General features: G+C 63.6%; 17 protein-coding genes and 1 pseudogene. 10 read left to right on the forward strand and 8 right to left on the reverse strand.

All coding sequences use genetic code 11. The features are described from left to right. The 3 genes and pseudogenes from MOD31_RS09630 to MOD31_RS09640 all read right to left on the reverse strand — a co-directional run. Positions 1–225: pseudogene (locus MOD31_RS09630) on the reverse strand (DUF2264 domain-containing protein); the annotation flags it as partial. Positions 226–284: 59 nt separating this feature from the next. Continuing rightward, complete coding sequence (locus MOD31_RS09635; protein ID WP_250820448.1) at positions 285–1,436, reverse strand: LacI family DNA-binding transcriptional regulator; 1,152 nt, start codon at positions 1,434–1,436, stop codon at positions 285–287. Further along, entirely contained in the window at positions 1,433–3,379 is a 1,947-nt protein-coding gene (locus MOD31_RS09640; RefSeq protein WP_250820449.1) for a heparinase II/III family protein, read from the reverse strand. The genes MOD31_RS09635 and MOD31_RS09640 overlap by 4 nt, the downstream gene beginning before the upstream one ends. 163 nt (positions 3,380–3,542) lie before the next feature. Between MOD31_RS09640 and MOD31_RS09645 the strand changes: the two genes are divergently transcribed. From MOD31_RS09645 to MOD31_RS09670, 6 genes are all read left to right on the forward strand, one after another. Continuing rightward, a complete protein-coding gene (locus MOD31_RS09645) occupies positions 3,543–4,556 on the forward strand; it encodes a hydroxyacid dehydrogenase (RefSeq protein WP_250820450.1) in 1,014 nt (337 codons plus the stop codon). Between the two features lie 78 nt (positions 4,557–4,634). Beyond that, on the forward strand, positions 4,635–5,915 hold the full coding sequence (locus tag MOD31_RS09650) for an ABC transporter substrate-binding protein (RefSeq protein ID WP_250820451.1): 1,281 nt from the start codon (positions 4,635–4,637) through the stop codon (positions 5,913–5,915). A gap of 117 nt (positions 5,916–6,032) precedes the next feature. Beyond that, positions 6,033–6,959 carry a carbohydrate ABC transporter permease gene (locus tag MOD31_RS09655; protein WP_142937844.1) on the forward strand — a complete coding sequence of 309 codons (927 nt, stop codon included), beginning with the start codon at positions 6,033–6,035 and terminating at the stop codon, positions 6,957–6,959. Continuing rightward, on the forward strand, positions 6,959–7,900 hold the full coding sequence (locus MOD31_RS09660; RefSeq protein ID WP_250820452.1) for a carbohydrate ABC transporter permease: 942 nt from the start codon (positions 6,959–6,961) through the stop codon (positions 7,898–7,900). Before MOD31_RS09655 ends, MOD31_RS09660 begins: the two co-directional genes overlap by 1 nt. Before the next feature lie 5 nt (positions 7,901–7,905). Then, positions 7,906–8,613, forward strand: a complete 708-nt coding sequence (locus MOD31_RS09665; protein ID WP_223941007.1) for a hypothetical protein — start codon at positions 7,906–7,908, stop codon at positions 8,611–8,613. A 16-nt stretch (positions 8,614–8,629) separates the two neighbouring features. Beyond that, positions 8,630–10,384, forward strand: coding sequence for a beta-galactosidase (locus MOD31_RS09670; protein ID WP_250820453.1), 1,755 nt, complete (start codon positions 8,630–8,632; stop codon positions 10,382–10,384). 242 nt (positions 10,385–10,626) lie between these two features. Here MOD31_RS09670 and MOD31_RS09675 read toward each other — a convergent pair whose 3' ends face one another. The 3 genes from MOD31_RS09675 to MOD31_RS09685 form a co-directional block, all read right to left on the reverse strand. Next, positions 10,627–10,968 (reverse strand): hypothetical protein, encoded by a 342-nt coding sequence (locus MOD31_RS09675; protein ID WP_142937835.1) that lies wholly within the window; start codon positions 10,966–10,968, stop codon positions 10,627–10,629. A gap of 201 nt (positions 10,969–11,169) precedes the next feature. Continuing rightward, a complete protein-coding gene (locus MOD31_RS09680; RefSeq protein ID WP_250820454.1) occupies positions 11,170–12,891 on the reverse strand; it encodes an amidase in 1,722 nt (573 codons plus the stop codon). Further along, positions 12,888–13,931: an agmatine/peptidylarginine deiminase gene (locus tag MOD31_RS09685; RefSeq protein WP_250820455.1), complete on the reverse strand. Its 1,044-nt coding sequence runs from the start codon at positions 13,929–13,931 to the stop codon at positions 12,888–12,890. The genes MOD31_RS09680 and MOD31_RS09685 overlap by 4 nt, the downstream gene beginning before the upstream one ends. An 81-nt stretch (positions 13,932–14,012) precedes the next feature. Here MOD31_RS09685 and MOD31_RS09690 point away from each other — a divergent pair, with 81 nt between their 5' ends. From MOD31_RS09690 to MOD31_RS09700, 3 genes are all read left to right on the forward strand, one after another. Next, a complete protein-coding gene (locus tag MOD31_RS09690) occupies positions 14,013–14,648 on the forward strand; it encodes a TetR/AcrR family transcriptional regulator (RefSeq protein WP_250820456.1) in 636 nt (211 codons plus the stop codon). Between the two features lie 59 nt (positions 14,649–14,707). Then, complete coding sequence (locus tag MOD31_RS09695; protein ID WP_250820457.1) at positions 14,708–15,358, forward strand: hypothetical protein; 651 nt, start codon at positions 14,708–14,710, stop codon at positions 15,356–15,358. Positions 15,359–15,561: 203 nt separating this feature from the next. Continuing rightward, positions 15,562–15,984: a hypothetical protein gene (locus MOD31_RS09700; protein WP_250820458.1), complete on the forward strand. Its 423-nt coding sequence runs from the start codon at positions 15,562–15,564 to the stop codon at positions 15,982–15,984. A 99-nt stretch (positions 15,985–16,083) separates the two neighbouring features. Here the strand turns inward: MOD31_RS09700 and MOD31_RS09705 are convergent, their stop codons facing one another. Next, on the reverse strand, positions 16,084–16,386 hold the full coding sequence (locus tag MOD31_RS09705) for a DUF3040 domain-containing protein (protein WP_166842241.1): 303 nt from the start codon (positions 16,384–16,386) through the stop codon (positions 16,084–16,086). Between the two features lie 194 nt (positions 16,387–16,580). On the opposite strand from MOD31_RS09705, the gene MOD31_RS09710 reads away from it, so the two are divergent. Beyond that, on the forward strand, positions 16,581–17,048 hold the full coding sequence (locus tag MOD31_RS09710; RefSeq protein ID WP_250820459.1) for a hypothetical protein: 468 nt from the start codon (positions 16,581–16,583) through the stop codon (positions 17,046–17,048). A 28-nt stretch (positions 17,049–17,076) separates the two neighbouring features. Here the strand turns inward: MOD31_RS09710 and MOD31_RS09715 are convergent, their stop codons facing one another. After that, a complete protein-coding gene (locus MOD31_RS09715) occupies positions 17,077–17,505 on the reverse strand; it encodes a heat shock protein transcriptional repressor HspR (protein ID WP_250820460.1) in 429 nt (142 codons plus the stop codon). Between the last annotated feature and the right edge of the window lie 5 nt (positions 17,506–17,510).

The raw sequence follows: 17,510 nt of genomic DNA on the forward strand, positions 1-17,510 counted from the left end.
CCGAATCGCTTCAAGTTTGGTGAGCAGATCCACTACCGCGGACGTGTACTTTTCTGGATCGCCGGCAATCCGGAACGAGGCCAAAAGGAACGTCCGGGCGAAGGCTTCCAACGAATCACTCCGTGGGCCGTACCGGCTGTTGGCCCCGGGAAGGTGGATATTGGCGTGGTCCTCGGTCCCAAAACGGTGGGCGGAACGGAGGAGGTGATCCGCATACGCGCACCAGTGCTCGCGGGTCAGGCCGGTGAGAGGGGAAAGCTTGTGGTCAAGAGGGGGCAAAAGCATCAGAGCGAATCCTCCTGCACAACTCCGGCGAGCCCCCGCGGCGCCCCCAATGACGAATCGCGGACTATCAACTCAGGGTTCAGGTCGATCCGGTGCACAGGGCGCATCCTTCCTTCGGCCAGGCGTGCGGCCATCAACTGCACCGCCACCTTGCCCACGTAGCTCTTGGGTGGCCGAACCGCGGAGATCGCGGGCTCGGCAAGGTAGGCAACTTCGTCGTCGTATCCCACGATCGCCATGCTGCCGGGCACATCCACGCCGCGGTCCACGCAGTGCTGCACGAACGCCACGGCCTGGGTATCCGAGTGCACCAGCATGGCCGTTGTTCCCGTGGATCGGCAGAGCTCCAAGACCCGATCAAAGTGCTTGGCCCGGTCACCGTTGTCCAGCTTGGCCGAGTCCTCATGGATGGACTTTTCCAGCGGAATCTTTAGGGCAGCCAAGGCCTGCTTCCACCCGCGGACCACGTGGGGACTGGTGGGGCTCGTGGAATCAGTGAGGCAGCCGATCATCCGGTGGCCCTCCTGCCACAAGTGCCGCACGGCCATGCCCGCACCGAAGGAGTGATCCGTCGCGACCCACTCGAGGCGGTGTGAGGGAATCTCCGATGGCGCCCGACGCTCAGCCATGATCACCGGGATGGGCAGGGCGTTCAGCCAGCGGAGCAGCTCCTTGCCATGTTCACCACCCATATCCGGGGCCACGATCAAGCCGTCAATGTTCTGCGTATCAAGGAGCGCCTGGACCTGGCGGCGGTTATCTGCGGCATCGTAAGCCGAGCCGCGCACCAGGATACGGAGATTTTGCACCTCGGCCTCCCCGCGTGCCCCCGAAATCACCTGCGGCCAGTAGTAGTCCAATGACGGGACCACCATGCCAATGGAGTAACTGTGCGCCGACGGCCTCCCCACAGCCGCCGATCGATCCAACGGGCTGGGCAACGTGGCACCGCCGTGAACACGTGACACCAGGCCTTCGTCGGCGAGCGTGTTCACGTCGCGCCGGATGGTCAGCTCGCTGACGCCCAGCTTCGCGGCGATGTCGCGCACTGTGATGGCCCCGTGGGCACGCAGCTCCTCCATGAGCCGCTCACGACGTTGCAGCGAAAACAGCGATTTTCCGCCCACTTCGGGGGTCTGTTCGGAACTCAAGATGTTGCCTCCACGGTGAGGGTGAATGCGCCGGAAGCGCGGTTTTCGGCCGGCATGCGAAAACGGAGCCGGGTCAGTTTTGCGCCCCAGATATCGCTGAGGAGCGGATCGTCCAGGAGCCATTCGTCAACAAGCACGACGGCGGTGGCCGGCTTCCATCGCAAGCGCAATCCCACGGGGCTACTGACTGTCGGAATTCCCGCAGAGGTGATGGTCGCGGTCGCGTCTGTACCGACGCGGACGGCGCCGGCAAGCAGATAGGTGATGTCGACGTCGGGCGTTCCTTCGGGCGGAGTCGCTGCGAGGTTCCAGCGGTCATCAATGACCACGTTGCCCAACTCGCGGTTCATCAGCGAGGTGCGAATCCACTGCTCGGCGTGGTCCAGCCCGTAAGCAGCTCCGAGTCCGAGGGCGAGGGTCGGTTCCTCCGGGGTGGGCTCCTGCACAACGGTTGCCGCAAACGAGGGCCCTGTCCCCTGCTCCAGCCCGAAAGGCGCGGGCACGCTATGCCAGGCGCTCTGCATGGCCCGAATCTGATACCGATCAGGTCCGAACGTTTGGGCGGTGTACGTGGGCTGGCCGGCGTCCACCAACAAGGGCACGCCGTCCACGGCGACCACCACGGAGCCAACATCCCGGTGGTTGTGGTGTTCACCGTTGTGCCCGCCCTTGGCCGCTAGGGTCAGCCCGGCGGAGGAGCCCGGGGTTTGCCGCGCCACCATGATCTGGACTGACGGCAGGTACGTCCCCCAGCCAGGTCGCAGCTGAGCGCGTTTTGAGGGCTCAAAACGCGCTGTGCTGCTACTTAGTTGGGTGAGGACGCGGCCCAGGCCGGCGGCTGCTTGAGGTTCAGGCTCGACGGCGGCAAAGGTTGCGGCATGCGCGGCGGCCTCGGAATCCCCAAGCCTCACAGCCCAACGGTGCAGCATGCCCCACGGCAGTCCTTCGTGGGCGCGAGCCGGGCCGTCGGCGACGTTAAGGAACCAACGGTGCCCCAAGTGCATCCGGTGCGGGAAAGCAACCAGTGCACGGATCACGGGCAGGTCCGGGTTCAGGACACCGTTGCTGGCCTCCTCCAACACTGCAAGGCCCTCAAGTGCACGGCCTGCACCGTTCCACCAATAGGCGAACCCTTCGTCTATGGCGCCGTCTGCCGGGATGGAGGCGAGGAAGCGATCCAACCCCTCGATGCAGCGGGCAACGACCCTCGCCTGCAACTGCGGATCGTCCACCAGCACCAGCGCTGCCACAAGGATGTTCGAGTGGATCCACGGGTTCCAGTTGTGGACATCGCCGTCCAACCCAAGCCAGTGCCAGTCGAGCCGGTCCAGAAACGGGCGTATGACTCGCTCGTTAGCCTCCTCGCGAAGGCGTTTCCGCAACCCGGGTGCCCGTTCATCAAGCTGAGCGCCCAGGACATGGTCAAGCCACGCCAGCTGCGCCACCACTTCCCCTGCACCCAGGTCCAGGTACGGGCGGGAACGGTCCGGAACAACGTCGCCGTTGCGTGTAAACACGTCATCGTGGGCAGCCCAGCTCCATGAGCTCTGTTCGCAGAGGAGGTAGGCGCCGTCGATCACCTCGTCGAGCCAGTCACTGCCGGGTCCGTCATTGACCAAGACCATCACGACGGCGCGGGTCAGGCGCTGCTGTCGGCTCGCCACGAGTCCCTCGTACGCCGTGCGGTTCCCGTCGCGGAAGTAGCGCGAATAGTGCGAAACGAGCGGCTGCGGCCAGGGGCTCCCCTTCTCCGCTTCCGCTTGGGCGCGTAGCTGCACAAGGGGGCGGTCGGCAGTGAGCCGCCACCCGGCGTCGGACGCTGGACGAACGGTGAGGCGATCACGGGCGCCGCGGAGTGACTCCATCAAGGCGGAGGCATTGGCGCTGGAACCCCATGCACTCAGGAGGGGAGGCGCTTGAACGGCGGCCGTGCCGGTTGCCATAGGAATTCTCTCTCACTTGTTCGAGTTTGAATGTTTTAGATCAAGCTCGATTGAGTTGAATGAACTGTCTTGTTTATGAGTATGTACTGATTATTAGATGTGATGCAACACATAAATCACGGTCGAACAGACCGCTGTTAGTTTCGAAAGGAGGATCCCCTCAATGTCGCTCAAGCCCCAGGCACTGCTGGTCATGAATAGCGGAACCTTTGCTGATCAGTTCGATTCCACGCGACTGGAGCGGCTGGCGGGAATGGTGGATCTCGGCGACCAGCCGTGGACGGATACGTTGGACGCACCGGAGCTGACGGGCCGCCTGGAAGAAGTGGAAATTCTCCTCACCAGTTGGGGAGTTCCGCAGCTCAACGCAGAGCGTCTGGAGCGCATGCCCAAGCTCCGGGCAGTTTTCCACTGTGCAGGAACGGTGCGCAGCTTTGTCAGCGAGGAACTCTGGGATCGCGGCATCACCGTCACCAACGGCGCCGACGCCAATGCAATCCCCGTAGCCGAGTTCACGTTCGCTTCCATTGTCCTGGCAGGCAAGAAAGCACACGTCCTGGCCAACGACGCCCGCATGTACCGGGACGACTGGAGCTACATCGGCGACCGCGGGGAGCTGGGGAACATCGGCCGGGTCATAGGCGTCATCGGGTTCTCCCGTATTGGCCGCCGGGTGGTCCAGCTGGTTCAGCAGCTCCAGGACGTCACCTGCCTGGTGAGCGATCCTTATGCAGATCCGCTTGAAGTTGCGGCAGCAGGCGGCACGCTGGTCAGCCTTCAGGAACTCCTGCCAGTGTCCGATGTCGTCACCATTCATGCGCCCGCACTTCCGGAAACCCGCAACATGATCAGCACCGCGGAGCTGCAGTCCATGAAGGACCATGCGACGCTTATCAACACCGCCCGCGGTTCGCTCGTTGACACTGAAGCCCTCGAGAAAGAATGCGCCACCGGACGTATCACCGCCCTGTTGGATGTCACGGAACCCGAGCCACTGCCCGCAAATTCCACCCTGTACAGTCTCCCCAACGTGATCCTCACCCCGCACATCGCAGGTTCGCTGGGGACCGAAACCAGGCGGATGTCCGATGCCGCACTGGATGACCTTGAACGGTACCTCGCCGGCAAGGACCTCCTGGCCCAAGTGGTCCACGCGGACCTCGGCCTCAGCGCCTAGCTTCCTCAAGAACACCTCGGCACTAAAACAAAGCCGCACCTACGGCAAACTTAAGAACCAGTACTAAAGGAGAACGCAATGAAGCGCACAACCCTCGCCGCAATCGCCCTTGCGGTGACTGCAGGGCTCGGACTCACCGGCTGTGCCGGCGCTGCCGGTCCCGCCGAACCGCAGGCGGCCGAAGGCAAGACCCGGCTGACCGTCTCGGTGTGGAACTACGAGGGCACCCCGGAGTTCAAGGCCCTCTTTGACAGCTACGAGGCCGCCAACCCCACCGTGGACATTGAACCCGTGGACATCCTGGCCGATGACTACCCCCAGAAAGTCACCACCATGCTTGCCGGCGGCGACACCACTGACGTCCTCACCATGAAGAACGTCATTGACTACTCCCGCTACGCCAACAACGGCCAGCTTCAGGAGATCAACAGCGTGGTGGACAAGCTGGGTAAAGACAACCTGGCCGGCACGGACGCCTTCAACATTGACGGCAAGTACTTCGCGGCCCCCTACCGCCAGGACTTCTGGCTCCTGTATTACAACAAGGACCTGTTCAAGGCTGCCGGAATTGAAGATCCCAAGGACCTGACGTGGGAGAAGTACACCGAGATCGCCAAGAAGCTCTCCACCGAGGCCGGCGGCAAGAAGACGTACGGCACCTACCACCACATTTGGCGTTCAACGGTCCAGGCCATCGCAGCGGCCCAGAACGGTGCTGACCAAAACAGCGGCGACTACGGCTTCATGCAGGACCAGTACAACACCGCACTGGACCTGCAGAAGTCCGGCGCCACCTTGGACTTCGGCACCGCCAAGAGCCAGAAGACCAGCTACCGCACCATGTTCGAGTCCGGCCAGGCAGCCATGATGCCCATGGGTACCTGGTACATCGCCGGCATCCTCCAGGCCAAGAAGGACGGCAAGACCAACGTCAACTGGGGCTTGGCTCCGATGCCGCAGAAGAACGACGACGGCAAGGTCACCACGTTCGGTTCGCCCACGGCCTTCGCCGTGAACAAGAACGCAACGCACTCCGATGAGGCCAAGAAGTTCATCGAGTGGGCTGCCGGTGAAGAGGGCGCCAAGGCGATCTCCAAGATCGGCGTGGTCCCTGCGCTGCAGAACGACTCCATCACCGCTGAGTACTTCAAGCTCGATGGCATGCCCACGGATGAGCTGTCCAAGAAGGCCTTCACGCCGGACACCACCGAGCTGGAAATGCCTGTCAGCGACAAGTCGGCCGCCACGGACAAGATCCTCAACCAGGAACATGATCTGATCATGGTGGGCGAGCGCTCCGTCACTGATGGCATCGCCGAGATGGGCAAGCGCGTCACGAGCGAAGTTCTGGGCAAGTAGCTCCCAGTAACACTCCCCCGGTCCTGGTGCTGCGTCCGTCAGGCGCAGCACCAGCACCGGATCTGAACTCTCCGGATCCTGAAATGGAGGAACGCCCCCGCCCCGGGAGCGGTCATCATGACTACAGAAACAATCACCCAGGCACCTGCCCCCGTGCAGAGCCGCGGCAACAGGAAGCAAGCCAGGCGCAACACGCTGATCGGCTGGACGTTCATCCTTCCGAACTTCCTTGGCTTCCTGGCCTTCACCCTCATTCCAGTCGTGGCCGCCTTCGCGCTCTCCTTCATGGAATGGACCTCGTTCAGCGCTCCCAAATGGATTGGCCTGGCCAACTTTGAGCGCATGTTCGCGTCCGACTCCTTCTGGATCGCGCTGCGAAACACTGTTGTTTACGCCTTGGGCCACGTCCCGCTGACCATGGCCCTGGCACTGCTCCTGGCCATGCTGCTGAACCGCAAACTCAAGGGCATCGGCTTCTTCCGGGTTGCCATCTTCTTCCCGTACATCACCTCGCTGGTGGCAGTGGCCGTGGTCTGGAACATGTTGTTCAGCCCGGACAGCGGCCCCATCAACCAGTTCCTTGGCGCCATCGGCATCGCCAACCCGCCGGGCTGGACCTCCAGTTCGGACTGGGCCATGCCGGCTGTGATCATCACCAGTGTGTGGCGGGATATGGGCTACTACATGGTGCTGTACTTGGCCGGCCTGCAGGCGATCCCCACCGAACTGTACGAGGCTGCCGAGGTTGACGGTGCCAGCGCCTGGCAGCGTTTCTGGAACGTCACCATCCCGTCCCTGCGTCCCACCACGTTCTTTGTGGTGGTCATGCTGACGGTCTCCAGCTTCAAGGTGTTCGACCTCATTGTGGTCATGACCAACGGTGGCCCGGGCCGCTCCACCACGGTGCTGTCCCAGCTGATCTACCAGGAAGGCATTGGCGAGGGTAAGTTCGGCTACTCCTCGGCCATCTCGCTGGTCCTATTCATCATCGTGCTGACGGTTACCGTCCTGCAGTTCAAGATCCAACAGCGGAGGGAACGCTGATGACCAACATGGCCGAAGACCTCAAAGCCACTCATCTGACGGACGCATCGCCGCTGCCGAACGGCGCACCCACTGCGGAAGACCGCCGTCGTACTGACCGCAAGCGCTCCCCACGGGAGCAAAAGAAGCGGACCGCGAACGTCATTATTTACGGCGTCCTGGTGGTCCTGGTGGTGGCACTCATGGTGCCGTTCATCTGGATGCTCTCCTCCTCGCTGAAGGAAAACAACCAGGTCCTGACCGTTCCCATCCAATGGATTCCGCAGGAGTTCGTGTGGAGCAACTACACGGACATCTGGACCCGTATCCCCATGATGGGCTACCTGCAGAACTCGCTCTACCTGGCAGTGATCATCACCTGTCTGCAGGTCCTGACGGGCTCGTTGGCTGCCTATGGTTTCTCCAAGGTCCGATTCCCGGGCCGTGATGTCCTGTTCCTCGCCTACATCGGCACCATTGCCGTTCCGTGGCAGGCCTACATGGTGCCGCAGTACATCATGATGCAGAACCTGGGCCTCACCAACAGCTTCAACGCCTTGATCCTGCTGCAGGCGTTCGGTGCGTTCGGCGTATTCCTGATGCGCCAGTACTACATGACCATCCCGGATGAGCTCTGCGAGGCTGCCCGGATCGATGGCCTGAGCGAGTATGGCATCTGGGCGCGGGTGATCCTGCCACTGTCCAAGCCAGCCCTGGCCAGCCTGGCGCTGCTGACGTTCGTGAACACGTGGAACGACTACATGGGACCGTTCATCTACCTCACGTCCAACCGCCTCTGGACCGTCCAGCTGGGCCTGCGGTCCTTCGTGGGCCAGTTCGACGCCGAATACGCCATGATCATGACCGGCTCGGTGATCTCCGTGATCCCCATCCTGATCATCTTCCTGATCGGCCAGCGCTACTTCATCCAGGGCATCGCCACCAGCGGGATGAAAGGATGAGTGTTGTGGGTGGAACAAAACGGCGCGGCCTGGCAGGACGAATCCCCAGCCCGGGGTTCGAGGCTTTTGGCAGCATCTTCGGTTTCATCTACACCTTCCTTGCCGGGAATGTGCTGATGGCGGTGGCCAATGCCCCGTTGGTACTTTCCTTGTCACTGGTTGCAGATCCGGCGGCGGCCTGGCCCTTCTTCCTGGCTCTCTCCGTCACCGTCGCACCGTCGCTCGCCGGCATCTTCGCCGCCTTCAAGGCCTTGAACGACGACGGCGGTGCGGTCAAGCCGGTTGCCGCTTTCCTTCGGGGATACAAACGCAGTTTCGGCAAGGCCGCGCTGTTGGGCGTCGGGGCGGTGGGCCTCCTGATGTTCCTCGGCGTGGACCTGGCCGTCGTCCAGAACCAGGCCATCCCCGGCGCCGCAGTTTTGGTGCCTCTGATCGTCGTAGCAGCCGCCGTGACGGTGAGCCTCACCGTCACGGCGATTGCCGGCGTCGTGCTGTTGCCCGATGCGAAGCTCAAGAGCGTGCTGAAGGCCTCGCTGTATCTGGTGGTGCAGCGCTGGTACCTCAGCGCCGCCATGCTGATCCTGCTGGGAATCATCGTGTCCGCTGCCGTGCTGCAGCCCGTTCTCGGCGTTGCCCTGGCACCGGCGCCGCTGCTGTTCGTGATCTGGAGCAATGCGTCGTTCGCTTTCCATGCCGTTCTCCGTTCGGCCTGATTTTTAGGATTTTTAGTTGCAGACCTTCGCAATCGGCCGTCAGGATTTCCTCCTGAACGATCAGCCTTTCCGTATCCTGTCCGGAGCCATCCACTACTTCCGGGTCCATCCGGACCAGTGGGCGGACCGGATTGAGAAGGCCCGGCTGATGGGTCTGAACACCATCGAAACCTATGTGCCCTGGAATGAGCATTCCCCCGTTCCCGGCGCTTTTGTGTGCGACGGCGGCCTGGATCTTGGCCGGTTCCTGGACCTGGTGGCCGATGCCGGGATGCAGGCCATCGTGCGGCCCGGCCCGTATATCTGCGCCGAATGGGACAACGGTGGACTCCCTGCCTGGCTTTTCACCGATCCCACCGTGGGAGTGCGCAGCAGCGAAGCCGGCTACCTCGCCGCCGTTTCCTCCTACATGGAGTCCGTGCTGGAGATTGTGGTGCCGCGGCAAATCACCCAGGGCGGGCCCGTGATCATGTTCCAGATCGAGAACGAGTACGGCGCTTACGGCAGCGACAAGGCCTACCTGCAGCACTTGGTTGACCTGTCCAAACGGTTGGGTGTTGATGTTCCGCTGTTCACCTGCGACCAACCATTCGGGACCATGATCGAGGACGGCTCGCTGCCCGAACTTCACAAGACAGGAACGTTTGGATCACGCGCGGATGAGCGGCTGGCTTTCCTGCGGGAGCGTCAGCCTACCGGCCCTCTGATGTGCGCAGAGTTCTGGAACGGCTGGTTCGACAACTGGGGCACGCACCACCACACCACCGACGCCGCTGCTTCCGCCGCCGAACTGGATGCGCTGCTGACTGCCGGGGCTTCGGTGAACATCTACATGTTCCACGGCGGGACCAACTTCGGGTTCAGCAACGGGGCAAACGACAAGGGTATTTACGAGCCCACCATTACCTCGTACGACTACGACGCTCCGCTCTCCGAGGACGGACAACCCACGGCCAAGTACTTCGCCTTCCGGGACGTCATTGCCAAGCACTTCCCGGTTCCTTCCGAGGTGCCGCATCGGCGGACGCCTGTTCCGGAATCCTCTGTCCTGTCCGTCACGTCCTCCGTCCCGCTGCTCTCCGTTCCGACCGCTGCGCAGCTGGTTCCCGGGCCGGTACCGCCGGTGGAAGTGACCGGCCAATACCGGGGCTTCTACCTGTACGAGGCATCGCTGCCTTACGGCGGAGTGCTGTCCTTCTCGGAAATACGGGACCGGGCACAGTTCTTCCTGGATGGCGTGCCCGTGGGCGTCCTGAGCCGGGAATTGGGCGAACGCGCTGTTGTCATCCCGGGCGGCGGCCGTCTGCAGGTTCTTCTGGAGGACCAGGGCCGGGTGAACTACGGCCAACGGATCGGCGAGGCCAAGGGCTTGATCGGTCCCGCGATGCTGAACGGTGTGGAGCTTTTCGACTGGGAAGTGGGCGCTGTTGATGTGAACTCGCTGGAGGCCTACCGGTCCGCAGCGGTTACGCTTCCCCGCGGTTTCGCGTCTGCCGGGGTGGCTGGGCCATCTGTTTCGTTCGCGACCTTCGACGCCGACGGCCCCGGAGACAGGTTCCTCCGCCTGGACGGTTGGACCAAGGGCAACGCCTTCATCAATGGCTTCAACCTCGGACGGTACTGGAGCCGCGGGCCCCAGCGCACGCTCTATGTTCCCGGTCCGCTCATTCGGGAAGGCGCCAATGAGCTCGCCATCCTGGAACTCCACGGAAGCGCGACGCGTGAGGTGAGTTTCGCCGTCGGGCCTGACCTGGGCCCCGACGAAAAGTAACCCTCTCTCACATCCCACCTGCTTGAACCCAACCGTCTCTCACATCCCACGCCCTTCCCGGCAACCCTCTCTCGCTCTTCTCAGAGGAGTGATAGAGCGTCGCGCCATAACGGCTACGAAGTGAGAGACGGTTCCGGTTTAAGGGCCAGAAAGTGAGAGATGGTTGGGACGCGAAAGGGACCGGTCCTTCAACCGGTCCCTCTCGTGTTCAGCACGTCTGTGTGTTCAGCGCGCGGGCGTCATTAGCCGCGGCAGAGCTCGCCGTACTTGGTGCCGGCTTCCTGGTAGGCCTGGCCGAGCTCGCCAAGCTTCGCCTCGTCCGGGGTTTCCTTGGACTGCTCATCCATGTACTCCAGGATGGCGGTGACAACCGGCTTCATTTCGTCCGATGCAACGACTTCGATGGGCCGGATGGCGTTGGCCACGCGGTTGGTGGCGGTCTTGCTAGCGTTTTGGGGAATGCCGGATGCGGCGACGCCCACGCGGTCACACGTTTCCGCGGTAGTCAGCTGCTGCTGGGCGGAACAGGCGGATGCCGAGGCGATGAGCCCGGCAGCGATCAGGACAGTGGTGAGTTTCTTCATGATTCCCTCAGTGGTCGACGTCCCTTTGATTGTAATCAGTGCCGGGGCCCGTCCACGCATCGGCGCCAGGCCGCTTGCCCGCGCTCCTTCCCAGTTAGACCCCCGGTCGGGCAGCAAACTAGGTCGACTCACCGGTGTCGGAGCCTATCTACGGTGACAGCGGGAAAGCAACCGGGCAGGAGCGCAGGGCTGGCGGCGAAACTACAGCGCCGGCGTGCGCGGTGGCACCGTCCGACGAGAACCTGTTGCTTCAAAGGCGGCAGCCAGGGTCAGCAGTGCTGTGTCATCGTAGGCGCGGCCCGCGAAGGTGAGGCCCACGGGCATGCCAATGTCTGCCATGGTTCCCATGGGTACGGTGACTGTGGGAATGCCGAGATGCCGCGGGACGAGGTTTCCGTTGGCCACCCAGACGCCGTTGCGCCAGCCGAGGTCGGCAGAAGCAGGGTTGACGTCCATGTCAGCGGGTCCCACGTCCGCGACGGCCGGGAACAGGACGGCGTCCAGTCCGAGCCCGTCCATCCACTCCTCCAAGTCCACCCGCCGGGTCTCCTCCAAGCCACGCACCCCGTTTTCCAGCTCGGGGATATCCGTGAACCGGGAAACTCCGCGTTCACGGACGTGCCCGGGATACTCAGCAATGTCGTCGTCGAACCCGGTGTAGCGGTCCGGCAGGGCGCCTTCAGGGTGCGGGAAAATCCTGGAACCGTCCACCTCAGCAAGGCCACTCAGCGCGGGGTCGCCGTTGGCACGCAGAAAGTCGTCCCACGCCCAGGCTGACAGGTCCACGATTTCACGCTTGAGGTATCCAGGGGTGACAAGGCCCCGCGTGGCGATGGTGGGTGCGCCCGGACGGTCCCCTTCATAGTTGGAGACCACCGGGAAGTCCACCAGAACAACCTCGGCCCCGGCTGCTTCAAGGTCCTGTTTGGCGGCCTCCCACAGGTCAATCACGGAAGCCCGCGTCTGGATGCGCTGCCCGGTCGGCCCGCCGATGCCCGGCTGCGCACTGGTCCCGGCGTCCGGATCTGCGTTGACGTACATGCGCGGCACTCCAAAACGCTTGCCCCGCAGAGCCGACCGTCCGCCGTCGAGCGTTTCCGAAGCCAGCGCCGTGTATGACTCCGGCCGCACCTCTGAAGCTTTGGGTATCTGAACCCAGGGCTGCGCCCGCCAGAAGTCGCCGCGGGTCTCGGCGTCGTCGGCCACAATGACGTCCAGCAGCTCGAGCATGTCGGCCATGGTGCGGGTGTGCGGGACCACGACGTCCATGGTGGGGACCAACGGCCAATTGCCCCGTACGGAGATGACGCCGCGGGAGGGCGTGTAGGCGCACAGAGCATTGTTCGACGCCGGTGCGCGGCCACTTGACCAGGTTTCCTCACCAAGGCCGAAGGCAGCGAAACTGGCCGCCGTCGCGGTCCCGGAACCGTTGGAGGAACCGGAGCCGAACGCCGCAGTGAGGAAGCCGGCGTTATACGGGCTTTCGGCGCGACCGTACACGCCGCGCTGCATGCCGCCGTTGGCCATGGGCGGCATGTTGGTCAGCCCAATCAGCACCGCACCGGCATCGCGGAGCCGCTCGATGGTGAAGGCGTCGCGCTGCGCAATCAGGTGCTCGAAGGCGGGCGAACCCGCCGCCGCGGTGAGCCCTTTGGCCAGGTAGCTATCCTTGGCGGTGTAGGGGATGCCATCCAGTGGCCCACGCAGCGCGCCCTCCGTCCGGCGTTCGTCCGAGGCCCGGGCGTCCGCCAAAGCATCGGGGTTCATGACCACCAGTGCGTTGAGTCTGATGCCGTTGTGATCGTAGGCCTCGATGCGGTCAAGGTACGCCTGGGTCAGTTCCTCACTGGTCACCTCCCCTGTTTCCAGGGCCTCGCGCAGCTCTGCGATGGAGGCCTCAACGACGTCGAATGGAGCCGTCACGCTGCACCTCCTGCAAGTTTGGGCTGCTGCTGCGTGATGCAGTGGATGCCGCCGCCGCGGGCGAGGATGGGCCGGGCATCCACCGTGACAACACGGCGGCCGGGGTAGGCCTCGGCCAGGATTTCAGCGGCGAGGGAGTCGGCATGTTCTTCCCCGTATCCACAAGCGATGACCCCGCCGTTGACCACCAAGTGGTTGACGTAGCTCCAGTCCACAAAGCCGTCTTCGTCGCGCAGCGTTTCCGGCGCCGGCAGCGGCACGATCTCGAACGGCTTGCCCGCCGCATCTGTTTGCGTTTCAAGGAATGCCCGAAGTGTGCGGCTGACCTCGTAGTCCGGGTGCTCCGGGTTGGTCTGGGAATGCAGCAGGATTTGGCCGGGTGCGGGCAGCGTGGCCACCATGTCGATGTGGCCTCGCGTGCCCAGGTCCTCGTAGTCGCGGGTCAGTCCGCGGGGTACCCAAATGACCTTGGTGGCGCCGATGGTGCGGGCCAGTTCGGCTTCAACTGCTGCCTTGTTGGCGTAAGGGTTCCGGTTTGGATCCAACTGGACTGTTTCTGTTACCAGCACCGTTCCTTTGCCGTCTACGTGGATGGCACCGCCTTCATTGACCAGCAAAGAGCTGACAAGTTCGGCACCGGACTTCTCCGCAACGAAACGGCCCATTCCGGCGCTCTTCTGCCATTCGGACCATGCCGGAGCACCCCAGCCGTTGAAGATCCAGTCCACGGCGCCAAGCACGCCGGGGCGTTCGTCGTCCAGCACAAAGGTGGGTCCGACGTCGCGCATCCAGAACTCATCCAGCGGCGCCTCGATCTGTTCGATGCCGTTACCCAGCATCCGGGCGGCGCGCTCGCGTTCGCTGGGGTCCACCACCATGGTGACCGGCTCGAATTCGGCTACAGCATGGGCGACGGCGGTCCAGGCACCGTAGGCCTCTTCGGCAGAGGCGGCGTCGTCGCCAAGCGTCAGGCCGGTGCGGGGGAACGCCATCCAAGTGCGCTCATGCGGTGCGGTTTCGGCCGGCATTCTCCAAGCCATGGGTGACTCCTTCGTCTTCAGACATTCTCTTGTTGATCGCATGATCAACAATGCAGAAAACCTAATCTAGACTGGTCTGTAATGTCAAGCACTCAACAGAAGCGCGCAGTCCGTAAGTCACCGGCTGAGCGCGCCGCAGAAATCACCGAAGCCGCCCGCGAGATCGCCCTCGAGGCAGGCCTCACGGCGCTCACGCTGCGCAACGTCGCCGCGCGAATTGGCGTTGCTTCCGGTCTGGTGGCGCACTACCAGCCCACCATGGACGCACTGGTCTCCAGCACCTTCGCCACCATCGTGGCAGCGGAAACACAGGAAGTCGCCGCCTTGCTGAGCCAGTGCCCAGGACCATCTGAACGCCTGGCCCTGCTGGTGGACACCCTTCTGGACAACAGCAGGCTCGACGTCACCGCAATCTGGGTGGAAGCCTGGACCTTGGGGCGCCGCAATGAAACCCTTGCCGCCGCCGTCCGGGAGCAGATGGATGCCTGGCAGAAGGTCTTCCAGGACGTGGTGGAGGACGGGAACGCCACAGGAGTGTTCAACGTTTCCGACGCCGCCGCCGTCGCCTGGCAAATCCTCGGCATGGTTGATGGCCTGAACGCGCAGGCCTTGGTCCGATGGGACGGCGTCAACGACCGCGGCACGCACCTTGCACGCGCCGTCGAGGGAATGGTGGGCGCCGCCCGAGGTTCGCTGGTGCCCAAACCGGGAGCGTAGGCCGCCCCACCCGGGGCCGCCTTCGGGAGCCAGTCCTGCCCTGCCCTAGGCTTGGGAGCATGGCGATCATTCACAAGGCAACCCTGTCCCCGTCCAAGCTCGAACTCATCGCTGACTACCTACCGAAGCAGCCCTGGTTCATCCAGGACGGCACCCCGGAGCTCATCGGCGCCTACCGCTTTGACGATCCCACCGGCGAGGTGGGGCTCGAAACACACGTGGTCGCGGCCGGCGAGCGCATCTACCAGGTGCCGCTCAGCTACCGCGGCTACGAGCTTGCCGGCGCCGAGGAGTGGCTCATCGGCACCATGGACCACTCGGTCCTGGGCAAGCGCTGGGTGTACGACGCCTGCGCTGATCCCGTGTACATCAGGGTCCTCGCCGCTGCCATCCTCACCGGCCAGAAAGAGGCCGAACTGATCGTCGACGGCGAGCCTGAGCCCCGGCCCAGCACGGTCACGGTGAAGGGCAGCGGAAAGCTCGACGACGGCGTCCCCGCGTTGAGTGCCTCGGCGCCGGTATCCGGCAGCGGCGTGACCATCATTGATGCGGGTGCCCTGCGGTTGAAAGTCACCCGGGTTCTGGATGTAGCCGCAGATGCTTCGGCCAGCACCGCAGCGGCCCAGGAGCTTCACGGGGAGTTGATTCTCAACGGACAGTGGGCCGGACTGGAGGAGCCGGTGGAGCTGGCCTCGGTAGTGCGGACCTAATCACCCGGATGCTTCGCGCCGCTCCTTCCCGGTTGCCCTGCCTCGCCGCCTGTAAGCCACGGCGTGTCGGCCCCCAGGCCCGCGTTATATGCGGGGTGGCACTGGGCAACTGGGAAGGAGCGCGCGCCGGGGGGCATCTGTTGATCACAGGTGCTCAAGCGTAGGCTGGCAAGCAGGTCGTCTAACCACGTGAGGGGCTCAGCATGTACAAAGCGCAAAGCATCATTCCCGCCGCCCAGGATCTTGCCCGGGAATGGGTAACGCATGCGACAGAGGGCACATCCGCACAAACAGACGCAGTGGTGAGGTGGGCTTTGTCCCGGATCAACCACGCCGACGTGCCGTCCGTGGTCCAGGGTGTGATGCTCACTTTGACCGGCAACAAAAAGGCCGCCAAGGAAGCTAAACGCACTGCCGCCAAGGCAGTAAAGAAGGCCACCCGAGCGCTCAGCCGGAAGACCACGCAGCGCAGCTCCGGCCGTGCAGTATGGTTCACCGCCATTGCTGCTGCCGTCGTGGGAGCGGGCGCAGTGTTTGCTTGGCGAATGATGATGCCTCCGGGCGAACCCGAGCCTGTCCAGCGGCAGGAAACCCCGGTCCAGCCGCCGGTCCCACCGGTTCCCTAGGTAACGTCTTCCCGGAAGGTCTCCCCCGAACGTCGTCCCTAGCCGCCGCTCCCCATCGCACCGGCAGGGTGGTGCGGGGCGACTCAGGTGCCGAACCTGCTAAGGTGCCGCGTGGTCGTCGTGCCGTCCGAACAGTCTCCGTAGCGATGTCCCGGTCACGAGCCAATAGGCTCCGCCACTGGCCAGCAGGAACCCCGCGACGCCCAGGATGACCAGCTGGGTGACGATCCCGGCGATCACCATGATGAAGCCGACCAGAACGGCCAGGCTGCCAAGAACGTTGCGCGCCAGAGCGCCACGTGGGCGACCGGACTTCAGCTCATAGGCGAGGCCGGGATCCGTTGAAGCGAGATCCCGCTCCAGCTCTTCCAAGCTCCTGCGTTCTTCATCCGACAACGACATCGGGATTCCTCACCACACGAGCAGGGCCGCCGAGACCGCGTCAATGCTCAGAACACCCGCACGAGCGCTGCTTGCCGTGCTATGCCTTCATTATCTTCCCGTTGAGGTGGTCTAGCCATATGGCGGTCCCCCTTCATCACCGGCGGCAGGTCCAGCTATCGACTTACCAAAGGTTCTAAGCATGCTTACGATGGATGGGCAGGATTCAGACGCACCACCAGCATGGAACCCCCACCGCCGACTGGAAAGTTGAACTCCCCATGGCACGACGAAGCGCGAGAAAAGCACAGAGCATCACTGAAGCGGTTCCTGGGCGCCGCGGACCCCGAAAGGCCATTTGGCTTATTGCCGCGGGCCTCGTCGCTGGCATAGCTGGCGGAGTTTTCGGCTTCCGCATGCTGGTACCGTCCAGCGAATCTGAGCCGGCCAAGACACCGCGGCGTCAACCGGAGGAGATTCTGGTCAGGGAGGAGCCCGTGGAAATCTCCACCAGGATGCGCCCGGGCGAATGGACCGAGGAGTCCCTGCAGGAGCACCTTGAGGATTACAAGCAGCAGATCCGGGACATGGGAGCCAAAGAGTCGCAGATCGTGGTGGACGTAGAACGGACCGAAGCCGGCGCTGCCCGGGTAGTGGTCAGTTGGGACAGGACCTTGCCGTAGTTCCGGGACGCTAAGGGTTTTCGAGGGGCTAAAGGCTTTCGCCTTGGCGCGGCCGCCACACCACTACGGCCTGCGACCGCGCGCGTGGACGCTGCCCGCGGGCCAGGCTAACGACGTCGCCCGCGGCACCTGCCGCGAAGATCCGCGCATCCACGGGTGAGCGGCGGCGGGTCAGTTCTTCCGTCAGCTCAGCCACGCGATACTGCAAAGCGGCAACCTGGTTTTCGAGGTCGAGGATGCGTTTGATGCCCTCGAGCGAGACGCCGGACTGCGAGAGGCGCTGGACCTCCCGCAGTTTATTGACGTCGTTCTGCGAATAGCGGCGGGACTTGCCGGGAGCGCGGCTGGGCGAAACGATGCCCAAACGGTCGTACTGGCGCAACGTCTGCGGATGCATATCGGCAAGCTCCGCAGCCACGGAGATGACAAAGATCGGCTGGTTGACGTCGATTGCCATGACCG

Origin of the sequence: Paenarthrobacter sp. TYUT067 (assembly GCF_023656375.1) — a bacterium.
Classification (GTDB): domain Bacteria; phylum Actinomycetota; class Actinomycetes; order Actinomycetales; family Micrococcaceae; genus Arthrobacter.